The organism is Herpetosiphonaceae bacterium, assembly GCA_036374795.1.
Lineage (GTDB): Bacteria > Chloroflexota > Chloroflexia > Chloroflexales > Kallotenuaceae > LB3-1.
The window spans coordinates 1-23,179 of the sequence record DASUTC010000157.1; the positions used below are offsets into that span (position 1 = coordinate 1).

The 23,179-nt window shown below is 63.7% G+C and carries 21 protein-coding genes; 3 read left to right on the top strand and 18 right to left on the bottom strand.

The window, feature by feature from the left end:
• Positions 1-1,002 (top strand): DUF4173 domain-containing protein (locus VFZ66_10885; protein HEX6289688.1); only part of this gene is annotated, 1,002 nt, incomplete at its 5' end.
• Positions 1,003-1,078: 76 nt separating this feature from the next.
• On the opposite strand, the gene VFZ66_10890 is transcribed toward VFZ66_10885, so the two are convergent.
• From VFZ66_10890 to VFZ66_10945, 12 genes are all read right to left on the bottom strand, one after another.
• A complete protein-coding gene (locus VFZ66_10890) occupies positions 1,079-3,331 on the bottom strand; it encodes a heterodisulfide reductase-related iron-sulfur binding cluster (protein ID HEX6289689.1) in 2,253 nt (750 codons plus the stop codon).
• Positions 3,332-3,555: 224 nt separating this feature from the next.
• Positions 3,556-4,236, bottom strand: a complete 681-nt coding sequence (locus VFZ66_10895; protein HEX6289690.1) for a response regulator transcription factor — start codon at positions 4,234-4,236, stop codon at positions 3,556-3,558.
• 24 nt (positions 4,237-4,260) lie between these two features.
• Positions 4,261-5,034 (bottom strand): redoxin domain-containing protein, encoded by a 774-nt coding sequence (locus tag VFZ66_10900; GenBank protein HEX6289691.1) that lies wholly within the window; start codon positions 5,032-5,034, stop codon positions 4,261-4,263.
• Positions 5,035-5,136: 102 nt separating this feature from the next.
• Positions 5,137-6,141 (bottom strand): DnaJ domain-containing protein, encoded by a 1,005-nt coding sequence (locus tag VFZ66_10905; protein ID HEX6289692.1) that lies wholly within the window; start codon positions 6,139-6,141, stop codon positions 5,137-5,139.
• Complete coding sequence (ccsA, locus tag VFZ66_10910) at positions 6,142-8,493, bottom strand: cytochrome c biogenesis protein CcsA (GenBank protein HEX6289693.1); 2,352 nt, start codon at positions 8,491-8,493, stop codon at positions 6,142-6,144.
• 51 nt (positions 8,494-8,544) lie between these two features.
• On the bottom strand, positions 8,545-8,967 hold the full coding sequence (locus VFZ66_10915; GenBank protein HEX6289694.1) for a cytochrome c maturation protein CcmE: 423 nt from the start codon (positions 8,965-8,967) through the stop codon (positions 8,545-8,547).
• Positions 8,948-9,196: a hypothetical protein gene (locus tag VFZ66_10920; protein ID HEX6289695.1), complete on the bottom strand. Its 249-nt coding sequence runs from the start codon at positions 9,194-9,196 to the stop codon at positions 8,948-8,950. The genes VFZ66_10915 and VFZ66_10920 overlap by 20 nt, the downstream gene beginning before the upstream one ends.
• On the bottom strand, positions 9,196-10,158 hold the full coding sequence (gene ccsA, locus VFZ66_10925; protein ID HEX6289696.1) for a cytochrome c biogenesis protein CcsA: 963 nt from the start codon (positions 10,156-10,158) through the stop codon (positions 9,196-9,198). Before ccsA (VFZ66_10925) ends, VFZ66_10920 begins: the two co-directional genes overlap by 1 nt.
• 244 nt (positions 10,159-10,402) lie before the next feature.
• Positions 10,403-11,143, bottom strand: a complete 741-nt coding sequence (locus VFZ66_10930; protein ID HEX6289697.1) for a heme exporter protein CcmB — start codon at positions 11,141-11,143, stop codon at positions 10,403-10,405.
• A 2-nt stretch (positions 11,144-11,145) separates the two neighbouring features.
• Positions 11,146-11,778, bottom strand: a complete 633-nt coding sequence (locus VFZ66_10935) for an ABC transporter ATP-binding protein (GenBank protein HEX6289698.1) — start codon at positions 11,776-11,778, stop codon at positions 11,146-11,148.
• A gap of 128 nt (positions 11,779-11,906) precedes the next feature.
• Positions 11,907-12,872: an alpha/beta hydrolase gene (locus VFZ66_10940; protein HEX6289699.1), complete on the bottom strand. Its 966-nt coding sequence runs from the start codon at positions 12,870-12,872 to the stop codon at positions 11,907-11,909.
• A gap of 73 nt (positions 12,873-12,945) precedes the next feature.
• Positions 12,946-13,629, bottom strand: a complete 684-nt coding sequence (locus VFZ66_10945) for a hypothetical protein (protein HEX6289700.1) — start codon at positions 13,627-13,629, stop codon at positions 12,946-12,948.
• A gap of 156 nt (positions 13,630-13,785) precedes the next feature.
• Between VFZ66_10945 and VFZ66_10950 the strand changes: the two genes are divergently transcribed.
• On the top strand, positions 13,786-14,484 hold the full coding sequence (locus VFZ66_10950; GenBank protein HEX6289701.1) for a response regulator transcription factor: 699 nt from the start codon (positions 13,786-13,788) through the stop codon (positions 14,482-14,484).
• 124 nt (positions 14,485-14,608) lie between these two features.
• On the opposite strand, the gene VFZ66_10955 is transcribed toward VFZ66_10950, so the two are convergent.
• Positions 14,609-15,685 carry a histidine kinase gene (locus tag VFZ66_10955; protein ID HEX6289702.1) on the bottom strand — a complete coding sequence of 359 codons (1,077 nt, stop codon included), beginning with the start codon at positions 15,683-15,685 and terminating at the stop codon, positions 14,609-14,611.
• 329 nt (positions 15,686-16,014) lie between these two features.
• Positions 16,015-16,782 (bottom strand): polyprenol monophosphomannose synthase, encoded by a 768-nt coding sequence (locus tag VFZ66_10960; GenBank protein ID HEX6289703.1) that lies wholly within the window; start codon positions 16,780-16,782, stop codon positions 16,015-16,017.
• 139 nt (positions 16,783-16,921) lie between these two features.
• Here VFZ66_10960 and VFZ66_10965 point away from each other — a divergent pair, with 139 nt between their 5' ends.
• Entirely contained in the window at positions 16,922-18,424 is a 1,503-nt protein-coding gene (locus VFZ66_10965; GenBank protein HEX6289704.1) for a hypothetical protein, read from the top strand.
• A gap of 66 nt (positions 18,425-18,490) precedes the next feature.
• On the opposite strand, the gene VFZ66_10970 is transcribed toward VFZ66_10965, so the two are convergent.
• The 4 genes from VFZ66_10970 to VFZ66_10985 all read right to left on the bottom strand — a co-directional run bounded on the left by VFZ66_10970 (position 18,491) and on the right by VFZ66_10985 (position 23,011).
• A complete protein-coding gene (locus VFZ66_10970) occupies positions 18,491-19,408 on the bottom strand; it encodes a hypothetical protein (protein HEX6289705.1) in 918 nt (305 codons plus the stop codon).
• A 386-nt stretch (positions 19,409-19,794) separates the two neighbouring features.
• On the bottom strand, positions 19,795-21,036 hold the full coding sequence (locus tag VFZ66_10975) for a pectin acetylesterase-family hydrolase (protein ID HEX6289706.1): 1,242 nt from the start codon (positions 21,034-21,036) through the stop codon (positions 19,795-19,797).
• 156 nt (positions 21,037-21,192) lie between these two features.
• A complete protein-coding gene (locus VFZ66_10980) occupies positions 21,193-22,389 on the bottom strand; it encodes a glycosyltransferase family 4 protein (protein ID HEX6289707.1) in 1,197 nt (398 codons plus the stop codon).
• A gap of 10 nt (positions 22,390-22,399) precedes the next feature.
• On the bottom strand, positions 22,400-23,011 hold the full coding sequence (locus VFZ66_10985; protein HEX6289708.1) for an HAD family phosphatase: 612 nt from the start codon (positions 23,009-23,011) through the stop codon (positions 22,400-22,402).
• Positions 23,012-23,179 lie beyond the last annotated feature (168 nt).

The following is a 23,179-nucleotide window of genomic DNA, read 5'->3' on the forward strand; positions in this document are numbered from 1 at the left end:
GATCTGACCGACCTGCCGTTCGACTGGTCGGTCGACGTGATGCGCTGGTTCGGGCACCTGCTCTTCGTGCTGGTCGCGACCTACGTCTCCGCCGGTGCGCTGCTGACCGCTCTGACGCAAGATCAGTCAACGCCTGCGCAAAGCCTGACTCCCGGCGATCTGCCGGTGGAGCCTGCGGAAGGCGAGACTCAGAAGCTCGGCAGGCGGGGCCGTCGCTTCCTGGGCTTTACCGAGGCGCTGACGGTCCTCGTCGCGGTCGATGTGCTCTTCGGCGGCTTTATGGCGATCCAGGCGGCGTATCTCTTCGGCGGGATCAGCACGCTTGAGCGCACGGGAATGGGCTACGCCGAGTATGCCCGACGCGGCTTCTTCGAGCTGGTTGCTGCGACATGTCTGGCGCTGGGCCTGATCTGGCTGCTGGCCTTCTTGACGCAGCGCGTGCTGGTCTGGAAGCAGCGCGCCTTTAACACCAGCAGCGGCATCTTGATCCTGCTGATGCTGGGCATGCTTGCCTCGGCCTTTAAGCGGCTGCTGCTCTACGAGGATTACTACGGCTACACCCGTCTGCGCCTTTACACGCACGGCTTCATGATCTGGCTGGCGGTCATCCTGCTCATCTGCCTGTTCGCGCTCTGGCGTACCCGCTTCCGGCTGTTCGTTGCGGGCAGCATGGCAACCGCATTGATCTACCTGGCGCTGCTGAACGTCGTCAACACCGACGCGCTGATCGTGCGCGAGAATATTCGGCGCTACCAGGCCAGCGGCAAGCTCGATGTCGATTACCTGCAAACGCTGTCGGTCGACGCGACGCCGACGCTGGTTGCGGGACTGGATACGCTCAGCGATCAGGCGCGAGCCAGCCTCGACCAGCACTTGATCCGGCAGTTGCACACGCTGCGCGCCATCGCCGCAGACGACGGCTGGCCGAGCTGGCATGTGGCAAGGATGCGGGCGCTCGCCGCCTTGCTCCAGCGCTACGGCGATCCTCCGCCGAGTAGCTAGAGAACCCACATTGAGGTGCTCCACCGCACCTGCGATGGAGCGAATGCTGCCAGCTATACGCTCGAAAAGGAAGCTGCTACGCCGAAGCTGCGGTCGAGCCGTCCTGCCTGGGCAGCGCATCCAGCAGCAACTCGGCAACGTCCTTGCGGCCAAGCGTATCGCCCACGCCGGTATTCTTCGCGGCGTCCTCGAACATGACCATGCAGAAGGGACAGCCCATCGCGACCGTCGTCGGCTTGGCCTGCTGAAGCTGCTCAAGGCGGATCACGTTGATGCCCTTGGTGCCCCAGCCTTCCATCCAGACGTTACCGCCGCCGCCGCCGCAGCACATCGCCTTCTCGCGATTGCGATCGGGCGCTTCGACCAGCTCCACGCCAGGGATCGCCGCCAGCAGGTCGCGCGGATCGTCGTAGATGTCGTTGTAGCGCCCGACGTAGCATGGATCGTGGTAGGCCACCCGCTCGTCGACCTGCTCGGTGGGCTTGAGCTTGCCCTGCTTGACCAGCCGCGCCAGGAATTGGGTGTGATGGATCACCTCGTAGTCTTTGCCAGCGCCGCCGCCGAACTGCGGATACTCGTTCTTGATCGTGTTGAAGCAGTGCGCGCACGTCGTCACGACCTGCTTAAACTTGTACTGCTGCATCGTCTCGATGTTGGTCTGCGCCTGGGTCTGGTAGAGAAACTCCTCGCCCATGCGCCGCGCGGGATCGCCGGTACACGTTTCTTCTTCGCCCAGGATCGCGAAGCTGACGCCCGCCCGCTGCATGAGCTGGACCATCGCGCGGGCCGTCTTGCGCGAGCGCGCATCGTAGCTCGGCGCGCACCCGACCCAGTAGAGCACATCGACTTCCTCGACCTCGGCCAGCACCGGCACGTCCAGGCCCTCGGCCCACGCGGCGCGCTCACGCTGCGGCAGCTTCCACGGATTGCCGTTGCGCTCGATGCCGGTCAGCACAGTCGACACGCCCTCAGGCACCTCGCCCTCGACCAGCGCCAGCTTCCGGCGAAGATTCACGATGTCGTCGACATGCTCGATCATCGCCGGACACTCGCTCATACACGCGCGGCAGGTGGTGCAGCTCCACAGCTCGTTCTCCGAGATCAGCGTGCCGTAGAGCGGCAGCGTCTCACGATCGCCCTTGACGAACTTGACGCCGCCGCCCTTGAGCCGATTCAGGCCATGCAGCTCGCCGTTGCCGCCCTCGTGAACCGCCTCGGTCGGCGCGCGATCGGCAGCCGCCAGCGCGCTCTCGTCCTGCGTCACATGCACGATCGTGCCGTCTCTCATCAGCACCGGAGCGCCGCGCATCAGGTCGTCCATCTTGGTGATCAGCCACTTGGGCGACAGATCCGAGCCTGAGGCATAGGCCGGGCAGTTGGCCTGGCAGCGACCGCAGCGCATACACGCATCCAGGCTCAGCCGCTCCTTCCAGGTCAGATCGGCGATGCGGTTAACGCCCAGATCTTCCTCTTCCTTGTCCTCGATGTCTTCGATCTTGTCGAGCGCGCCCTTCGGCTCGATGTCGCGGAAGAAGCTGTTGAGCGGCGTGTAGAAGATATGCTTGAACTTGGTGTAGGGGATCGACGCCACGAACGCGAACGTGGTGATCATATGCGGCACCCAGAGGAGGCGATGGAAGACGAGGCCCGCCTGCCCCTCAAGGCCGATCTGCCGGAAGAAGAGCGCCAGCGGATAGCCGATCACGTTCCAGCGCGCCCAGCTCTGCTCCATCACGCGCACGCCGCCGATCTCCTGGTTGAGAATACGAATGCCCTCGATCAGGAAGCCGCCGATGCCGATGAAGAGCATCGCGCCGAGCACCCACGCATCCGTGACGCGGTTATCAAGCCGGTTGGGCTTGCTCACATAGCGCCGGTAGGTCGCCCACAGCAGGCCGATCACGAACAGCAGGCCCATCGTGTCGAGAATGAACTCGTAGAACGGGTAGAACGGACCCGCCAGGATACGCCCCGCGTCGGGGCCAAGCGTCGGGATCGTAAAGTCCTCTTCCATAGCGATAATATCGGTGCCGATGAACAGCGCCAGAAAGCCATAGAAGATCATCGTATGCATGATGCCGGGCGCGCGATCACGCAGCACGCGCTTCTGCCCAAAAATCTGCTGCAAAAACTCCGACAGACGCGCAGCCAAGCTGGTGGCGCGCTGTGTCGGACGACCAAGCCGCCAGCGCCGGACATCGCGCCAGATGCCGTAGCTCAACACTCCAATCGACGCGATGGCGAGCAGGTACAAGAACGTCTGAATAAAAGGAATATGGCCCTGGATGTTCCAATAGATCTCGCGAACGGGGACGATCGAGTCGTTCATAGCGGCTGCAATACTTTCACTACAGTGTGGTCAGCACCTACGAATCAATGAGGGCTGCTGGCTATCCGGCTCCGCGTATCCTACCAGCGATGCTGGTACACGTCAAAAGGGGTAGCCAGCGCCACCCCTGTATGACTCAATACACGGCTCAACCCATGAGATCGCATCAGCCAGGGCGTTTTTTTGCCTTTCCCCGGCCTGACGGCTCCCAGGCTGGCGGCGCGCTACGGAGCGAGCCGGTAGCCGACGCCCCACTCGGTCATCACGATCTTGGGATCGTGCGGATTCTGCTCGAGCTTACGGCGCAGGTGCCAGATATAGACCTTGAGATAGGCCGTATCGTTGACGTACTCCTCGCCCCACACCCGCTGAAGCAGCGTGTGATGATCGAGCACCTCGCCGGGATGCTGCGCCAGCAGCAGCAGCAGTTGGTACTCGGTGGGCGTAAGATCGACCTGCTCGCCGCGCACGCGCACGATCCGCATCTTGGTATCTAGCTCAAGCTGCCCCTCCGCGGCGACGATCGGTTGCTCGGAGCTGGGCACGCGCCGCAGCAGCGCCCGAACCCGCGCTAACAGCTCGTCGGACTTGAACGGTTTGGTCAGGTAATCATCCGCGCCGCTGTCGAGGCCGCTCACGATGTCGGAGCTTTCCGCGCGGCCCGTCAGCATCAGCACGGGCACGTTGGAGAACCGCCGCAGCTCGCGCACGACCTCGAACCCAAGCATATCGGGGAGATTCACATCCAGAATAATCAGATCAGGAGCACGTTCAGCGGCCACGGAGATTCCCTCTTTCCCCGTCGGGGCGGCTTGAACGTCGTACTCCTGCGTGTTCAAGACGATCGTCACCGTCTCGCGAAGCTGCGGATCATCATCAATGATCAGGATGCGCCGTTCAGCCATGCTCCACTCCTATTGCTGCATAGTTCAACTGCCAGTAGCCTGCAAACTACGAAACACGCGCTCGACATCGGCGGTGTTCAGTTGGCCCACTTTAAGATAACGTACCTTGCCCTGCGGGTCAATAAAGTATGACGTTGGGATCGGATGGATCGCGTAGGCTTGCCCCACGCCGCCGCTCTCATCCAGGACGATTGGATAGGTGACACCGTAGCGGCTGGCAAACTGCCGCACTTCCTGGACGCCATAGTTCCGACTTCGCTCCGCGTTGAAGAGATCGACGCCGACGATCACCAGGCCCTGATCCTTGAGCCGCCGGTAGGCCGCCTCCAGCGCCGGTGTTTCTTCTTTGCACGGATCGCACCACGTACCCCAAAAGTTGAGCAGAACCACCTTTCCTTTGAAATCGCTGAGACGTACCGGCGTGCCGTCAAGATTTTGAAGCGTAAAATCGGGCGCGTCATAGGGCTGCACCTCAGTGATCGTCGGAACGTTTGCCTCGTCCCGCCCGGCGATCAGCCAGACGCCGCTCAACACCAACAATCCGACCAGCACGCCGAGCACTCCAAACAGGATCTCGCGCCCGCTCATGGCGCGCGGCTCCGGCTGAGCCAGGCCATGCTCCCGATCATAGCTCTGGCGCTGCTCAGGATCGGTCAGCACATCCACCGCCATCTGAAGCTGCCGCTCCCCTGCCTCCTCCGACGCCGAACGCCGGGCCTGATAGGCCGCTAAAATCTCTTCGGTAGTGGCGGTGGGCGAAACGCCAAGCAATGTATAGTAGTTCTGTGTCATACTCATCGTGCTTACTCAAGACACCTCTGTAGCCATACGATGTTGTGTCTCGACCCTGGGACGGAGGCTTCGCGGGGGCTACCCCCACATCCCCAGCCTCACGGCGCATTAGGGCTCGTATGTTTGCAGCAATACCTGAGCCTGCTGTGCCTCGCTCGATTGTGGAGCGATTTCAAGTATTGTACGCCATTGCGCAAGTGCCTCTTGCGTGCGCGGCGGATCGTGTGCGATCAGGATCAAACCGTAGTTGAGCAGCGCGCGCGGCTCGGTCACGCCGCTCTGAATACCGCGCTCGACCTCGGCCAGCGCCTCCGCCACCCGCTGCGTGTCGGGCGCGTCGGTGCCGTAGTTGAATAGCGCCACGGCGCGGTCGGCGCGCACCACCGGATGATCTTCCAGCGACAGCGAGCGATCGTATGCCTGCACCACCTCAAGCCAGCCTTGCAGCCCGCTGCGATACTGCGGCGACTGAGGCGCGTTTTCGCGGAGCGTCTGCAAATTGTCGAAGAGCGCGTTGCCGAGCGCCCGCCAGGTTGCAGCCGTGTTGCTCGTCTCAGCCGCCGACCGGAACTGCGCGATCTGCTGCGCTGTGAACGGCAGTTGCCCGCCGCGCAGCAGCGGCGTCGGCGTGGCTAGCGCCTCTGCGCTGCCGCTGGTACGCACGCCGCTCAGCACAATCAGCAGCAGCACCGCCAGCAGGCCGGTTAGAACGACCACACCTGGCAGCCAGCCGCGCACGCCCTGAGGCTGTGCCCTCCGAACCGGACGCTCGACAGCCGGCGCAGCAGACACGGCGCGCTCCTGACCGCGCGCGGGCGGCAAGGGTCGATAGTCGATCGCGTCGGTCGCGTCGGCCACGCCAGCCTGCGAGAAGCCGCGCTGCCGATCGTAGGCCGCGCGGCGGTCGGGCTGGATCAGCACCTGATACGCCGCCGCGAGCTGCTCGCGCTTCTGCGCGGCCTGCTCTTGAAACTCCGGCGCGGCATCCGCCATCCGCTCGGCGCTGTACAGATCGCTGAGCCGCGCATAGGCCGCGTCGATCTCAGGTCCAGACGCTTTCGGCGGCACCTGCAACAGCGTGTAATAATCTGGCTCGCTTCGACGGTGTGCCATCTATCGATACATACCACGCCAGCCGAGCACCCGCTGGCTCCAGCCGCCGACAGGCGCGCGCGCGGGCGCGCGCACCGGCAGCGATTCCCAGCGCCGCCGCACGACCGCCAGCAGGCCGCCGAGGGCCATCAGCAGCGTGCCGATCCAGACCAGCGCAATCGCGGGCTTGATGCTGACGGTAAAGACCGCCCGCGCGGGAACCACCGGCAGGTTCAGCCCATCGACGCGCAGCCGCGCGACCTGCTCGCGTGGATTGAAGTTTTCCAGCGCCAGCTTCTTACCGCTCGGCAGCGCGACCGCCAGCTCTCGCAAGGCTTTATTCGGCTCCAGCCGCATCTGCGGCGTGAGCACCTGCACCGTGTTCTCGTGCGTGATCGTCACCGTCGCGCCAACCAGCGCGCTGTTGTCGGTCGCGAGATGATCCTGCACGTCGAACTTATCGAAGCGCAGCGCGTACGGCCCGATCTGCGCCTGCTGGCCCGGAGCCAGATCGACCGTGCTCGGATCGTCGGCGGGCAGGTACTCTTCGGGCGAGATGTACAGATCTTGCCACAGGTAGCGCTTGATCGCGGGCGTGCGCACCCACGCGCCCATGCGGCTGTTGAAATATACATCGGGCGCGGCGATAAACGGCGTATCGCTCTCCTTATCGACTTCCAGCCGCAGCACATGCTTGCCGTTCTCGCGCTCGTCGTAGCCCCAGAAGGTGAAGCTATGCCCGAAGATGCTCTGCGTCTCGGCCTGGGGAATCACCAGCTTCTCTTCCTCGGACGAGTAGGCATACGAGCCGACCACGCCGACGAGCAGCAGGGCCATGCCGACATGCGCCACGTAGCCGCCGATCCGCAGCCAGCCCGACCGCAGCGTGCGCGCGATCATCAGCAGATTGGTGCCGAGCGCAAACGTCGCAATCGCCACGTACGCGATCGACATGCCATCGCGCACGCCCAGCACGATCGCCACGCTGGTCAGCAGCACCGCCGCCACGAAGGGCCAGCGCAGCGATAGCAGCAGCTTGCGTGCGTTAGTGTCGCGCCAGCCCAAGAGCGGCCCGACCGACATCAGCACCGCCAGGATCAGGCCGAGCGGCGGTGTGGTCTTTTTGAAGAAGTCGGGGAGCAGCGAGAAGCGACCATCGCTGAAGGGCTGCCCGCCGAAGCGCGTGCCGTTGTCCAGATCGAAGGCGCGGCTAAAGATGCGCTCCAGGTTGTAGCTCAGCCCCTCGATCGAGGTGATCCAGGGCATCGACGTGCCGAAGGCGATCACCACGCCGATCATCACGAACGTCAGCATCAGCAGCACAAAGGCCGTATCGCGCGAGAGCACCGCCTCCGACAGCGGCTTGCGCGGCACGTCGCGCCAGCGCAGGCTCAGAAGGCCGAAGCCCAGGATCAGCAGTGCGACCAGCGCGCCGATCATGATGTACTTCAAGCCCTCTTCGACGAACGAGTGAACCGAGAAGTTCGACAGCACGCCGGAGCGCGTCAGGAACGAGGCATAGAAGACGAAGCCGTAGGTCAGCACCGCCAGAAAGAAGTTCGCGCGGCGCAGACCGCCGTGGGTGCGCTGTGCCAGCAGGCCATGCAGCAGGGCACCGCCCGTCAGCCACGGCACCAGCGACGAGTTCTCCACCGGGTCCCAGCCCCAGTAGCCGCCCCAGCCCAGCGACTCATACGCCCAGTAGCCGCCCATCGTCAGCGCCAGCCCCAGGATCGTCCAGCCCGCGACGGTCCACGGCAGCGCCATACGCGCCCAGGTGTCGTAGTCGCGCCGCCACAGGCCCGCCAGCGCCATGCAGAAGGGCACGCCCAGCAGCCCATAGGCCGTAAACAGCGTCGGCGGGTGGATTACCATCCAGACGTTGTGAAGCTGCGGATTCAGGCCGCGTCCCTCGGTGATCGGGCCGCTCAGCCCTTCGATCACCGTGGGCAAGAACGGGTTACGCACCAGCATAAAGACGAGCAGGATCGTCTGAAGCAGCATCAGCGGCGACAGAATGTACGGCTCGAATTGGCGCGTGCGGCGCATCAGGAACGGCGCGCAGATCAGCCCGACCAGCGCCCAGACAACGAGGCTGCCGGGCTGCCCGGCCCAGATCGCCGCGATCCGGTAGCGCATTTCGAGATCGGTCGAGCTATAGTCGTAGACATAGCGGATGTCGTAGCGCTGCAACACAAACAGCGCCAGCAGCAGCGCCGCCGCGCTCAGCGCCAGCGCCAGCGAGCTCCACGCCCCGGCACGACCCCAGCGGATCAGCCGTGGCCGCCCGCCGACGACCAGCGCATAGCAGATCGACGAGCAGAGCGCGGCCAGGATCGCGCCATAGATTAGCGTTGAACCAATGATATACATAGTGTATCTTCAGGCAGTTGCGTCGTCATGATCAAGCGCGACAGGCGGCGCTCACATGCCCGCCTGCTCTTGCTCCTGGTATTTCGACGGGCACTTGACCAGCAGTTGCTCGGCCTCGAACACGCCCTTCTCGGCGTTGAAGCGCCCGGTCGCGGCCACGCTGATCGCGTCCTCGAAGTTGCCGGGCTTCGTCGGATGAACGACCTTCAGCGTCGATCCGTCGTGGCCTTGAATGTCAAAGGTCCAGTTATGGTGATCATCGTACGCGCCCTTGCTGTGCAGATAGCCAAAGACCTGGACGGTGCCGCTGGCCTCTTTGGCCTCCGCGATCGTCACGGTGCGAGCCAGCGAGCCGCGCAGCGACCAGCCGCCAAAGCCCAGCGCGAGCGCGATCACCGCCAGCATCATCCATTGTACCGGCTTGAGTCCAAATCTACGTCCACGAGCGGCAGGCTCAGCGACGATCGAGGCCATTGCTCAACTCCTTCTCGATGCGCTGCGGCTTTAACGGCTCGGCTGCTTCCGGTCTGGTACGCGCGACGCGCTCCGCCGAGCCATCCGCGCCCGACTCCAGCGCGCGCTGTAGCTCGCGCACATGACGGTCCATGCGCCAGAGATAGATGAAGAAGCCGATCATCACCACGAGCGCCACGGCGGCTGCGACATACATCGCCACGGCTGGATTATTGATCACGCCAGGCATTAGGCAAGCCCCTGTACTTCAACCCGCCGCCGCAAGCGCAGCAGCGTTGTACGCAAATTGTAAACCCAGAAGAATAGTCCCGTAAACCCCAACAGCGATGCAAACAATGTTGTTGTCGTACGAATGTTACCACGCTGGCTGGAATTTCCCGGCGCTTGAATATTCAGCCGCACGCCCGCATCGTCCGCCGATTGCAGCGCCAGCATAAAGCGGCTTTCGGGAAAGCTTGGCGTGGTGCGCTCCTGCGTCGTCAGGTTGAGCGTTGGCCGCAGCGTGGCGACGTTCGAGAAGCCGACGCCCGAAACCTCGACGACCGCCGTGACGGTATCGCCGTCGCGCTGCACGTCGAGCAGTTGCAGCCGCCGATCGCCGAGCGCGCCGACGCCGTTCTGCTGGAGCGTGATGCCGTTACATTTCGAGCCGGGAAGAAACGCGCAGTTGGGATGGAGCGTGCTGTCGTACAGGCGCGGCACCACAAACGTCAGCAGCGGCGCGGTCGCAAACGCGAAGAGCGCATAGACCGCCGCGAGCTGCCGTCGCCGCTCGGCATCTTCGATCGCGGTGCGCAGCGCGAAGTACGCGCCGTAGATCAGCAGCAAGATCAAGATCGATGTTTCGCGCGGCTCCCAGTTCCAGTACGAGCCCCACACAATCTTGGCGAACATCGAGCCGGTGACGGTTGCCAGGATCGAGAACAAAAAGCCAAGCTCCGTCGCGGCCAGCGCCCGATCGTCGTCGCGCGGCTGTCGGCGGCGTAGAAACATCAGGCTATACCAGGCCGCAATCGCAAACGCGAAGGTCGAGAGCCAGGCCGTGGGCACGTGCATCATCACGATCCGGCCCGTATTGCCCAGCCCCTCGTACTCAGGCACCCACAGAAACATCGCGACGACAACCGCCAGCATCCAGAGTGTCACCAGCCACTTGGCGGCAGTTGCAATCGATTGTCTTCTCGCATTCATCGTATATCAACCTAAGTTTCGCGTTCAAAGTTTCAAGTTTCGCGTTCCAGGCCCTCACCCCCGGCGCTTGCGCGCCACCCCCTCTCCCACTGCGTAGGCGAGGGGGAGCCGTTAGTTCTTGGTGCGCCGGGTGCCAGACCGGGCGCCCTTTGGGCATGGTACCCCGGCATGGCACCCAGTTCTCCCCTTGTTCCTTTATTCTTTATTCTTTGTTCCTTTGTTCTCTTGTTCTTTGCTCTCCGCCCTAGACTTCCCACACGTACGGAAACAACAAGACCGCCGCCGCGCTCATCGCCACCGCGTACGCGCCGAGCCCTTGAAGCTGCGGCAGCGCTGCGCTCCACTGCGCCCCGATCAACGCCTGCTCGGTCGCGGTCATCGCCACGGCCAGCATCGGAAACACAACCGGAAACGCCAGCACCGCAAAGAGCGCCGAGCGCGCCGATGCCTTCGCGATAATCGCCGCGATCAGCGTGATCGTCGCCGCCAGACCCAGGCCGCCGAGCAGCAGCGTCAGGAGCAACATCGCGGGATTGACGATCCGCAGATTCATAAACAGGCTCAGCAGCAGCGTTACCACGACGCTCAGCCCGGCCAGCAGCAGCACATTCAGCAGCCACTTGCCGACGAACACGGCCAGCGGCGGCGCGTTCAGGCGTAGAAACGTCGCGGTCTGCGCCTCCTCCTCGTGGACGAACGCGCGCCCCAGGCCGGTCAGCGCCGCGAAGAAGAGCGCGATCCACAGCAGCGCCGCGCTCGTGGCCGGGGTGACGGGATCGCGGGGCGATAGGCGCGGGCCGAGATAAAAGCTGACGACCAGCACGACTGTGAGCGCGAAGACCGCCAGCGCGTTCAGGGCATAGCGCGTGCGAAGCTCGCTGCGGACATCTTTACGAAACACCGCCCAGGCCGCACGCCAGAAGCGCAGCGCATGACGCTCACGCGATTCTACACCTGATACCCGTCGTTCGATCTCTTCTGCCACGGCTACGCCTCACCAAGCGCCAGCACCAGATCGCCGTAGCGATGGTCGCGGCGGTCGTTCGTGGCGATCACCGTGATGCCGCGCGCCCGCTGCTCCGCCACCACCCGATCGACCAGCGCGATCCCAGCCGCATCCAGATTCGTCGTCGGCTCGTCCAGCAGCAGCACGGCGGGCCGGTGCAGCAGCGCCAGCGCATAGCGTAGCCGCTGGAGCATACCTGACGAAAAACTAGCGATAAATTCATCGGCGCGACCGTCAAGCCCGACCTCAGCCAGCGCGCGCTCGACGGTCGCTGCGTCGGCGTGCAGGCCGCGCACATCGGCGACAAAGGCAAGATGTTCACGTGCTGTCAGCTCGCGGTAGAGCTGAATATCCGCGCCGACCATCCCGATCGCGGCGTGCGCCTCGTAGGGCGTGTACCGCGCTCCGGCGATCTGATACTCGATCGTGCCGCCGCTGGGCTGCTGGACGCCCGCCAGCAGACGCAGGAGCGTTGATTTGCCGACGCCGTTATGACCCGTCACCAGCAGCACGTCGCCCGTCGCCAGCTCGGCGGCAATGTTATACAAAACGCGGCGCGAGTTATACAGTTTACTGACGCCGTCAAGAATAAGCCGATCAGATGCCGTTTTCACTGGCAGCATTGTAGCATAATGCCCCCTTATGTCAAAAGCATTTGGGGGCATCGCATATCGGGAGTGTAAAGTGTTTTTAGCTCGGTTCACGATCCGAAGCAGCCGGGGGTGACGATCGTAGGGCGATCTCAGGCAACCGGATCGATCGCGCCAGGTGAAGGGCTGACGCTGGAAGGTAGCTCCAGCACGGCAGGAGGGCTTGCCGCATCGGCTGGCTCCAGCGCCGCAGGCGTGGCTGCGGCCTCGGCGGGCGGCGGCGCAGCCTGGGCCTGGATCTCCTTCGCCGTGATAGGCAGCAATTGGTCGCGTGGCGCGCGCAAGAAGGCGAGAAGCTGATCGTGGAACACATCCGGCTGATCGACCCAGGGGAAGTGGCGCGAGCCGTCGATGCTGCGCTGCCGCAGGTAGGGCGAGGTAGCCATAGCGCGGCGAATCACATCAATCTGGCTGGGCATCACAATATCGTCGCGCGTGCCGTGCAGGACCAGGGACGGAACACGTAGACGGGGAAGTTCGGGGCGCAGATCGGTGCGCATCATCGAGCGGATCGAGGCGCGAATGCTGTCGGCGGTGGCCTTGATGCTATCTTCCAGAATTTCGAGCATCGCCTGCTCGTCCGCCGACGCCAGAAAATAGCGGAAGAGCCGCTTGGTCAGCCCGGGCAGCGCATCCATGCCGCGCGCGATCGGACGAAAGGCCGTCAGCTTCAGCAGCAGCGCCAGCGACGATCCGACGATCGGAGCGCCGACCGTCACCACGCGCTCGATGCGGTTGGGATGCTCGATCGCCGTTTTGAGCGCGACCATCCCGCCCATCGAGTGACCGACCAGCGCCACCTGCTCGATGCCCAGCTCGTCGAGGAAACGGATCACCTGTTCGGCGTAGGCGGCGATCGACGGCTCGATATGCCGCTGATAGGTATCGCCGAAGCCGATCAGATCGAAGGCGTAGGTGCGAAAATGCGCCGAAGCCACCTCCATGGACGGCAGCCAGTAGCGCCAAGAGCCAAGCCAGCCGTGCAAAAAGAGCACTGGCCGGCCTTTACCGAAGACTTCGTAGTGAACTGCTTGCTGATCGATGTAGACGACGCTCATGCGAAGTCCTTTATGTTGACGACGTTCCAGTTGTAGGTGGTTGGCAACGACGAGGACCATCGCGTGCCATCAGTCAGGCGGCGCGGTGATCGACCTTGAGCGCGCTGCCAACCTGTGCCCGCAGCGATGCGAGATTCGTCTCGCGCTCGATCACCGAGCGGCGGAGCTTCCATTGCAGACTGGCAATTTCGTCGGCGATGCCGCGCAGATGTTGCATCTCGCTTTCCAGCGCCTCGACAACCCGCTCGACCGCCAGCGTTGGCTGTGTCTGCTGAACGACCAGCGCCTGGTTGAGCACGGCGATGCGATCCTGCATTGTCGCAAGCAATCCTACCAGATTACTCCAACTTTCGCTATCGGCAACTCGCTGCTGGTGGTGGACCTGCGAGCGACCGTCGAACCACTCGCCGAGCTGCCCTTGCAGCGCTTCGATGCGCCGCTGCAACTGCGGCAATCCGGTTGCCTCGGCGATCTCATCGGCTGAGATCGACAGCCTGGCCGTCGTCTCCTGCGTCGCGATCTGCCCGATCTGGTCGTGCATGTAGGCGATCGAGCTGCCGATCTGCGCCTGCCGTAAGGTGACGGCCTCTTGCTCGCTCAATACGTCAAGCAGCATTTCGCGCAGACGCGCCGCTTCCTCGGTGGCTCGCGACTCCTGGCGCGACATGATGCGCGGCATCATGACGATCAGGCCAAACAACAGCAGCACATTGAGCGCAATCGCTGCGACAATAAAATACGGAACGTAGTCTTGCATGGACCGGTGCCTCCCGTCGATGCCAATTCAAGCTGGCGGTCAAACCCACATGGGGAAACGTCATCAACACTGGCATTATAGAAAGCTGTCCGAGGCCCGGTCAATGTTGCAGGAACAACAGCGATTACATCTCCATTACAGGGCTACAATACACATATGCAACGGATTTTAGTCGTCGACGACGAGCGTACCATCGTCCAAATTGTAGAACAACGCCTGCGCCGCGATGGCTTCGACGTGTATAGCGCGACGAGCGGCGCGGGAGCGTTAGCGGCGCTGCGCGAGCACGAGCCTGCCGCTGTGCTGCTCGACATCGGCCTGCCCGACATCGATGGCTTTGAAGTGCTGCGGCGGCTGCGAGCCGAGGGCTTCAACGTCCCGGTGATTATGCTCACCGCGCGCGGCGAAGAGGTCGATCGGGTGGTCGGGCTGGAGCTTGGTGCCGACGATTATGTCGTCAAGCCATTCTCGCCCCGCGAGCTGGTGGCGCGCGTCCGCGCGCTGCTGCGCCGCACAGCCGAGGCGACAGCGCTCCGCGCGCAGCTTCAGCCAGCCAGCCCAGGCCCAGCCGCATTGCACCTCGATCCCAAGCGCCGCATCGCGCATTTCCACGGCCAGACGCTCGATCTACGGCCACGCGAGTTCGATCTGCTGGCGCTGCTGGCGACGCATCCCGGCCAGGTCTGGACGCGCGAGGCGCTGCTGCGGCAGGTGTGGGGCACCGACCAGCATATCGACGCGCGCACTGTGGATGTTCACATCAGACGCCTGCGGGCCAAGCTTGCCGCCGTCACTGCCGAGTCGGAGCCGATCCAGACCGAGTGGGGCGTTGGCTATCGCTGGAGCGAGCCATAGGGAGCCGAAAGAACCAAGAACCCGGTGCCATACAGGTGCCATGCGGGTGCCATGCCCAAAGGGCACCCGGCCTGGGCACCCGGCGCGCCAAGAACCGGAAACTTTGAACTTTGAACTCCGTCCGCTACATCACCGGCATTGGCACGGTCGCGACGACGCGCGTGCCCCGGCCCGGCGCGCTCTCGACGCCAAGCTGGCCGTGCAGCAGCGTCTCGATCTGCTGGCGCATCACGGCAAAGCCCATCGCGGGACGGCCCGGACGATCGGACATCGCCTCGCTGATATTGAAGCCGGTGCCGTCATCCTCGACCAACAACTGCGCCTGGTTGCCGAAGGCATCCAGCACCACGCGCGCCGAGGCAGCGCTGGCGTGCTTGGCGACATTATTCAGCGCCTCCTGCACGAAGCGGAAGAGCGCGACCTCGTAGTGACGCGGCAGGCGATTATCCATATTCTGGACGGCGACTGAAATCTCAAGGCTGTACTTCTCGCCAAAGTCCTGGGCATAGCGCCGGAGCGTCGGCACCAGGCCGAGATCGTCGAGAATCATCGGGCGCAGATCGAAGATGAAGCGCCGTGTCTCTTGCAGCGTCGTGTTGATCGCCTTTTTGAGCGAGGCCAGCTCGGCGCGCGCCTGGGTGACATCGCGATCGACGAGCCGCTCGCAGATCTCTGCTCTGAGGATCAGGTTCGATAGCGTCTGCGCGGGGCCGTCGTGCATCTGTAGCGAGATCCGCAGGCGCTCCTTTTCCTGCGCCTGAATCACCTCGCTGATCAGCGCGTCGTTGACCGGATTGGCGTTGGTGGGAGTGGCGCTGGTGAGATCGCGGAAGCTCTCCTCGATCGGCGTCAGCACGCTCAAGAGCGAGCTTAGCTCCTCCTGGCGGCTGCGCAGGCGCTGCTGCTTGGCCTGCAACTGCTCGACCTGGCCGCGCACCGATGAGAGGCGCACCTGCACCTCCTGCACCATCGTATAGACGTTGCGAATATCATCTTTCGAGAAGCGATCGATATTTGCCTGCAAGTTGCGCAACTGGCTGGACGCGCTCAGATCGCGCTGAGCCAGCTTTTCAGCCTCGGTCTGCGTCTGGCGCAGCAGCCGCTCAATCTCATCAATCTCGCGCCGATTACGCTCTTGTTCCTGGCGATATTGTTCGCGCAATTCCTGTAACTGCTCAGCAACCGTGCTCGTATCGACCACAAAAAACCTCGCTTTGGAAAGGGATGTCGATTGGCCTTCATTATAGCCAGCGCCACGCCTCCTGTCCGCGCCCACGTTGGGCGTCTGGTCCTATGTTAAGCTAAACGATGTGGGCAGGTCCGAGGGGATGACCCCGTCGTTGACCTGCCCACACGGCCTTCCTATACTGCCAGCACGAGGTTACATCACAGGAGTTACGCGGTTTCCAGCACGGGCCTGCGGCAGCATGGGCCAACCTCGTTTCACGTGTGATGGATGCGCGCTGACACACAACACAAAATGCGCTACCGCTCTGCCGAAGGCTAAACGCACCCGCCGCGTCGGGCTTCTTACATCAAGCCGAGGCGCAGCCTGACCACGTTGAGCAGCGCCTCGGCGACGATCTGCTTGCTCATCTTCGACGCGCCGACGCGCCGGTCGGGGAAGATAATCGGCACTTCGCCGACACGCAGACCAGCCTGATGCACGCGGTACGCCATCTCGATCTGGAATGAGTAGCCGTTCGACCGAATGCGGTCCAGATCGATCGCCTCCAGCGCCCGCCGCCGGTAGCAGCGGTAGCCGCCGGTCATGTCGGAGAGCGGCAGGCCCAGGATCAGACGGGCGTAGAGATTGCCGCCACGGCTGATCAATTGCCGTCCGAGGCCCCAGTCGGTGGTGCCGCCCCCGGCGATATAGCGCGAGCCGATCACCAGATCGTAGCTGGCCTCGGCGGCGTGGAGCAGATCGGGCAGGTAGCGCGGATCGTGCGAGAAGTCGGCATCCATCTCGAAGACATAGTCGGCTCCGTGTGCCAGCGCGTAGCGAAACCCGGCGACATAGGCCGTGCCCAAGCCCTGCTTGCCTGCGCGCCGGATCAGATGGACCCGTGGGTTATGCTCGACCTCGGCGGCGACCAGATCGCCCGTGCCATCCGGCGATCCGTCATCGACGACCAGCACGCTCAGCTCTGGATGCTCCAGCACGCGGGGCAGCAGTGTAGGAATATTCTCGCGCTCGTTGTATGTAGGAATAATGACCAGCGCAGGTGTCGTTAAACGCCGTGCCACGGAGGTATGCGCAGCAGGGGCGTACACGGGCGCAGTATCGATCGCCATTAATAAATCCTTCCAGATAGCTCGTCAGGTCGCCTGTACAATAGGCACAGGCAGGAAAGCCCATTGTAGCACACGCTTTTGCGTACTTCTCATAGAAAGAGATATGCGCTCACGGCATTTAGCACGAAACGGGCCAGGTATGAATCGCACAACTCGACCGACCGCGTGGCCGTCTCTCGATCAGATCTGGGTGCTGGCGCTGGCTGCGCTGGTCGCGCTGCGGGTCCAGCTCACGCCGATCGCGCCCAACGATTTCTGGTGGCATCTGGCGACAGGGCGCACGATCGCGCAGACCGGCGATGTTCCGCTGCTCGATCGCTTCTCGTACACGCGGGACGGACAGCCCTACTACAACCAGCCGTGGCTCGCGCAACTGCTGATGTACGGCGGCTACCAGATCGGCGGCGCGGCGCTGCTGCTCTTCATCCAGACGTTGCTGATTGGCGGATCGTTTTTGCTGCTGTACGCGATCTGCCGACGCGAGGGCGCAGGCGTGCGGCTGGCGGTCGGCTGCGCGCTGGCAGGCGCGCTGGTGGCGATGGACAACTGGCAGATCCGGCCTCAGACCTACGCCGTCCCGCTGTTCATCGGCACGCTGGGCATCCTGCTGGCGTGGCGGCGCTCCGGTCGTGCTCCGCTCTGGCTGCTGCCGCCGATCATGCTGATCTGGGCCAATCTGCACGGCACCTTCACGCTGCTGCTGGCGCTCTGCGGCCTGGTCTGGCTTGGCGCTGTCGGAGAGCAACTGTGGCGGCGCGGCGGGCAAAGCTGGCGCGCATGTGGCATGCTGGCGCTGTGGAGCGGGGCGGCGCTCCTAACGACGCTGATCAACCCGCGCGGCATCGCCATCTGGGGCTACGTGGCGAGCCTGCTCTCGAATCACTCGGTGGGTCAGCTCGTCACCGAGTGGGCATCGCCGCTGCGGCTGCTGGACGAGCCGATGACGCTGATCTTCTTTGGCGTCTTTGCCTGCGTGCTGGCTATCGCGCTGTGGCGACGACGCCGGATGCGGCTTTCGGATCTACTGCTGCTAGCGCCGTTTGCGCTGCTGGCCTTTCAATCGGTGCGCAACATCCTCTGGTTTGGCATCATCGCCGCGCCGATCTGCGCGCGCTGGCTGAGCGCGGAGCAGCCAAGACCCAGGCCGCAGCGCGTCGAGATCGCGGTGCTGAACCGGCTGATCGCGGGGCTGCTGGCGCTGATGGTGCTCGGTACGCTGCCCTGGTGGAAGGGCAGCCTGGGCCTGCCGCCGACGGTCGGCAATCTGGTGAGCGTCGACAGCCCGATCGCCGCGACCGAGCACCTGCATACGCTCGATCGACAGCCGCAGCGCCTTTTTCACGAGATGGGCTTCGGCTCGTACCTGATCTGGGACGCGGAGCAGCGCGTCTTTATCGATCCGCGCATCGAGCTTTATCCCTTCGAGCAATGGCGCGACTACATCACGCTCGGCCAGGGGCAGGAGGTCGATGTGCTAGCGCAGAAGTACGGCTTCGACGGCTGGCTGATCCACGCTGAGCGCCAGGCGGGCCTGCTGGCAGCGCTGGAGCGACACGCAGGCTGGCAGAAGGTCTTTAGCGCGGAGCAGGCGGTGTATTTCGCGCCACGGGCCGCAGCAGGACAATCACGCCCACACCGCTAGCCGCACCCCACGATGCAGAACAGGATCGCCGACGCATCAGGTCCGCGATCCTGCCGCCGCGCCGGGCTACTTCGGCGAGGCTGAGGCGAGGGCCGACTCCGCGACCGGACGTTTGGCAGGCCCGCCCATGATCATCCACGCGGCCAGCAGGTGCCCCGATAAAATTAAAGGCAGCGTCAACGTCGTCATCGGCCCCTGTAAGATGCCAGCCAGACCCAGGCCGGCCAAGGTCCAGTTATTTTGACGGGGCCGCAGCACCGGCAGCAGCGTAACGGCGGCATAGAAGCTGACCTGAGGAAAGACCGCCGCCGCCAGCCACCACTGCCAATTGCCGTAGCCGCTGCGATACCACAGGTAGGCCGCCAGCGCCAGCACGACCACGCCTACGCCCTGCCAGGCAGCCATCTGTAAAATTCGAGCGCGATAGCTGCCCAGCGAGCCGATCCAATCGATCCAGATGCCAGGATTGATCACGGTCGGCGGCAGCGCCAGCAGCAGCGTTCCCAGGACGATCCCGCCCCAGAAGCGCCAGCGCAGCGGCGACGCGCGATCCTGCCACAGCAGCCAGAGAACGGGAATGATCGCCACCTGAGGCTTTGTGAGCGCCCACGCTACCGCCAGCCCCCACAGCCAGCCCCGACGATCCGCCAGAGAGGCTGCCCACAAGACCAGCACCATCGCCATGCTGCTCTGCCCTTCGACCAGATGGAGCACGATCGGCGACCAGAGCAGGAGCAAGAGCTGTGCGCGACAGCGCTTGCGGATCAGCAGCCACCAGCCCAGCAGCTCCAGGCCGGTCCAGATATAAAAGCTGAGCGCGCCGAGCGGAACAAAGAGCGCCAGCCAGGTCAGGGCGGTAGGTGGATACCCGAAGGCTCCCGCGCTGAATTCCGTCGATAGCGCTCCGTAGGGATTTCGTCCGTCTAGCCAGGCTTGAGCGCCAGCCATAAAGATCCGCCAGTCGATCTGGTAAAGCTCTCGCATATCTTCCTCGTGCTCGGCAACCTTCAGCGCCTATCTGCAATATCCAGTCGAGCGATCGTCAAGCATCAGCAGCGCCAGCCTCGGCGGGCGACGACGCGATCCGGCGGCGCTCGGCCCGCTTCCCAGGGACGGCACGCCACGCAATACGGCTGGCACACTCCCTGCAAGGGAGCGCTCGCAGCCGGTAAGGTAGCAGGTAAGGTTGAGATGATAGGATGAGATCCAGATGAGCTCTCCCCCACTCATCTGCCAACACTTACTTGTGCAGACCAACGTGTCGCCACTACACCCTCCAGCGGTACGTTCTGCGCGGTGCTCGGCTACCACCCCGGTACACCCCCCTACCCCCACCCTTCGATGGACTCTCACCTCCGGCTTTGCCCGCATTACTCCGAACTATCGCAGTTGGTGCAGCGCACGTTCTCAACGTCGCGTCCGTTTGCCATCGCATCAACCCAATCGCGGAAGTACACGCCATCGGACTGGACGGCATAGAACGAGCCGAACGGCGTGATGCAATGGCTGCTGCCGCCCGCAAGATACGAGCGGAAGTTGGGCGCTTTGGCATGAATCTCCTTCATGCTGGCATCGAGCGCCTCTTCCCAGGAGCCGACGCCGTTTGCCGCGCGGAAATAGCGAATCTGCACCGAGTCATGAGCGGTGTTGTACTGCGAGAAGCGCCGGTCGGGGTAGAAGTTGGCGATGGCGGTGTAAAATTTTTCGGCGGTCCACTGCCCCGGCTCGATCGCACGCACCGCCGGAATCCAGTCGGGAAAATTATCGTGGGAGCGCCAGTCTTCCTGTAATTCGACCGGACGCCCAAACACGAACGCCTCGGAGTCGCCCATCTGAACGACCGGGACTGAGCGGTAGTGCTCGATCACATACGGCGCGAACATGATCGAGCCGACGCTGCCAGCGCTACAGCCGCTCACAAAGATCGATTCGGGAGCCTTAAACTGCTGATAGACCCACTCCATGACCGTCGAGGCGTTGACAAAGCCTTTGTGATGAATAACGATCTCTTCGCCGGATGCGTCTTTGTAGGTATAGACGTTGTTGCCCAGGTGGACATCGCCGGTACAGTAGGGAACATAGACGATGTAATAATCCTTGAACGGATTGTCAGGATTTTCCAGATCGAAGATCCCCGACTCGTAGCTTGGATTGTCGCGCTCGTCGGCGGCATCCTGAAAGAACGTGCTGCCCTGGCGGCACGTCTCGGCGCTCCAGCAGCCGCCGCCGCCCTGAAAGTAGATCAGCAGCTTATTGACGGTGCCGGGCCGGACCCAGAAGGAGTAGGGCGTGCCCCGCGCGCACATCGCCTCGCCGCCCGCGTCGATTCTGGTCCAGCCAGATGCCAGTTCGGGCAATCCCGCCGCAGTTCCTTCGGAGGTTTGCGCAGGCTCGGCTGAGGCAGCGGGCGTTTCGCTCGTCGCGGTCGACGTTTGCTCGGCGCTCGGCGCTGCCGAGGGCGTGCTCGCCGCAGACGGCGCGGGCGATGGGCTGGCAGCGGCTACGGGGTTCGTCGCGGCGGGAGCCGCCGTGCCCACCTCGCGGCTCGTGTTCGAGCTACACGCAACGACCAGCAGACAAAAGATCATCAGGACGACCAGCAACCTTCGCAAAACGACCTCCTAGAAGAACAAAGGGCCAAGAACCAAGCACCGAGAACCAAACGAAGGAGCAAAAGAACAAAAGAACAAAGGAAGAACCAAGAACCTTCTACCCCGACCTCTGATCCCTGATCCCTGATCGCTTGTTCGCTTGTTCCCATGCTACCCCTAGATGCCCCGCAGCACCGCCGCGTAGGCCGTCTCCAGGCGGTCAGCCAGGAGCGGCCACGCGAACTGCTCGCGGACATAGCGCTGCCCTGCGAGGCCAAGCTGCCGCGCGCGCTGCGGATCGGCCAGCAGATCGAGGACGGCCTGAGCCAGCGCGCCGCCATTGTCGGGCGGCACCAGCACACCGCCCCGCCCATCGACGATATACTCCTGCGCCTGACCGACCCGGCTTGCCACGACGGGCACTCCGGCATGCAGCAGTTGCAGCAATTTTGCCATGCCCTTGGCACGATTCATCAGCGTATCGGCGAATGGCACCAGCGCCACGTCCGCCGCCGCAAAGGCCGCCGCGATCGTCGGCTGGTCGGCCCAGCCGCGCTGATCAAGCTGTGCGGCAACGCCCGCCCGCCGCGCCAGGCAGGCCAGATCTTGCTCTTCGCCGCGCTCGCCCGTGCCGAGCACCAGCAGCCGTGCATCAGGACGCCGCGCACGGAGAGCGTGCAGCACCGCCAGCACATCGCGCAGCGGATACTCCCAGAAGCGCGTGTAGAGCAGCACGATCGGCGCGGTGCCAAGCCCAAGCTGCCGCCGCGCCTGCTCACGATCTGGGAGCTGCGGCGGCGCTGCCGGAGCGCCGTTGGGCACGTACCAGACCCGCGCGGCGGGCACGCCAAAGCCCCAGACCTGCGTTTCAAGCGTGCGCGAGGCCACGGTGACGCCCCGCGCGAGGCGCGGCAGCGTCCGCTCCTGCCAGGCAAAGAAGAGCTTCATCGGGTAGGAGTATGGCGCGAGATCGTTCCAGCCGCCCCAGCCTTCCCAATCGTCGGTATCGACCAGCACCGGCAGATGCGGATACAGCACGTGCGACAGCAGCGCCGCGATGCCGCTATACCCTTTGGGCTTGAACAGATGGATCAGATCCGGCTGCGTCCGGCTCGCGGCCTTGAGCAGCAGCGCGGCGCTCTCTAGCGCCGCGAGCGGACCCGGCAGCAGAGGCAGGCGGACATGCGTCACGGAAACACCGTCCACCTCGCAGGTCGTCGCGGCATCCGCCGGATTCAGATACGACGGCGCGACGATCTGGATGCGATAGCCGCGCCGAGAGAGCGCGCTTGCCAGCGGCAGCATCCGCGCGCTCAGCGTGCCTTTTGGCCGAATGCCGAACGGTGCAAGCATGGCGATCCGCAGCGCCCTCATGCGACCTCCATTAGGGTAACAGCTCATGGCGGCGTAGCTCATCTTCCAGCGTGGGCGCGTCGGTGAACAGGATCGAGGGAATGCCCAGCGCCTCCGCCGCCACAATATTGCGCGGCTTGTCGTCGATAAACAGCGCCTCACCTGGCGTCAGGCCCAGCCCGCTCAAGGCCAGATGGTAGGCCCGCGGATTGGGTTTTGCCACGCCGGCGCGCGCCGAGTTGACGACGACCTCAAAGAGATGATGGATACCAAATTGCTCTTCGAGCAGCATCTCAAGCTCGTCTGTGGCGTTCGACAGCAGCGCGAGCGGGTAGCGCTGGCTGAGACGCTCGGCCAGCACAACGACATCGCGGTTCAGTTGCTCGCCGGTAAACAGCGCGGCCCGAAACGCATCGACATCGCCATTCGGGTCGAGGCCAAGCTCGCCCATGATCTGCCGCCAGTAGGCCATGCTCGTGATCTGCCCCAGCTTGGCCGCCTTCCACGCCGAGCCGCTATACAAAAGATCGTACAACGCTGCGGGCGTGTGTCCGAAGCGCTGAGCCGCGTCGGCAAAGCCGGTCATAGCTTCGTGAGCGTTATTGAAGACCCCACCGAAGTCGAAGATAATACCTTTAATCATCGCCATCCTTCATCGATGTTCTATCCAGCAGCGCGTATGATAGCGCATGACGCGGCAGTGCGGAACAGACAACACCAACGTCGAGGCGGCTAGCATCCTGGCTGCCGGGGTTGCGCGGGAGCCGATCCGCACATAGAATGAACGAAGAGCGTCAAGAAGGAAACAAGT

Bases quoted from the DNA above. Each gene is read 5' to 3' on its own strand.
- VFZ66_10970 (HEX6289705.1), bottom strand. From the start codon at position 19,408: ATGCGAGAGCTTTACCAGATCGACTGGCGGATCTTTATGGCTGGCGCT.
- VFZ66_10965 (HEX6289704.1), top strand. From the start codon at position 16,922: ATGAATCGCACAACTCGACCGACCGCGTGGCCGTCTCTCGATCAGATC.
- VFZ66_10905 (HEX6289692.1), bottom strand. From the start codon at position 6,141: ATGGCACACCGTCGAAGCGAGCCAGATTATTACACGCTGTTGCAGGTG.
- VFZ66_10895 (HEX6289690.1), bottom strand. From the start codon at position 4,236: ATGGCTGAACGGCGCATCCTGATCATTGATGATGATCCGCAGCTTCGC.
- VFZ66_10960 (HEX6289703.1), bottom strand. From the start codon at position 16,782: ATGGCGATCGATACTGCGCCCGTGTACGCCCCTGCTGCGCATACCTCC.
- ccsA (HEX6289696.1), bottom strand. From the start codon at position 10,158: ATGAATGCGAGAAGACAATCGATTGCAACTGCCGCCAAGTGGCTGGTG.
- VFZ66_10985 (HEX6289708.1), bottom strand. From the start codon at position 23,011: ATGATTAAAGGTATTATCTTCGACTTCGGTGGGGTCTTCAATAACGCT.
- VFZ66_10900 (HEX6289691.1), bottom strand. From the start codon at position 5,034: ATGAGTATGACACAGAACTACTATACATTGCTTGGCGTTTCGCCCACC.
- VFZ66_10920 (HEX6289695.1), bottom strand. From the start codon at position 9,196: ATGCCTGGCGTGATCAATAATCCAGCCGTGGCGATGTATGTCGCAGCC.
- VFZ66_10980 (HEX6289707.1), bottom strand. From the start codon at position 22,389: ATGAGGGCGCTGCGGATCGCCATGCTTGCACCGTTCGGCATTCGGCCA.
- ccsA (HEX6289693.1), bottom strand. From the start codon at position 8,493: ATGTATATCATTGGTTCAACGCTAATCTATGGCGCGATCCTGGCCGCG.
- VFZ66_10945 (HEX6289700.1), bottom strand. From the start codon at position 13,629: ATGCAAGACTACGTTCCGTATTTTATTGTCGCAGCGATTGCGCTCAAT.
- VFZ66_10915 (HEX6289694.1), bottom strand. From the start codon at position 8,967: ATGGCCTCGATCGTCGCTGAGCCTGCCGCTCGTGGACGTAGATTTGGA.
- VFZ66_10940 (HEX6289699.1), bottom strand. From the start codon at position 12,872: ATGAGCGTCGTCTACATCGATCAGCAAGCAGTTCACTACGAAGTCTTC.
- VFZ66_10890 (HEX6289689.1), bottom strand. From the start codon at position 3,331: ATGAACGACTCGATCGTCCCCGTTCGCGAGATCTATTGGAACATCCAG.
- VFZ66_10950 (HEX6289701.1), top strand. From the start codon at position 13,786: ATGCAACGGATTTTAGTCGTCGACGACGAGCGTACCATCGTCCAAATT.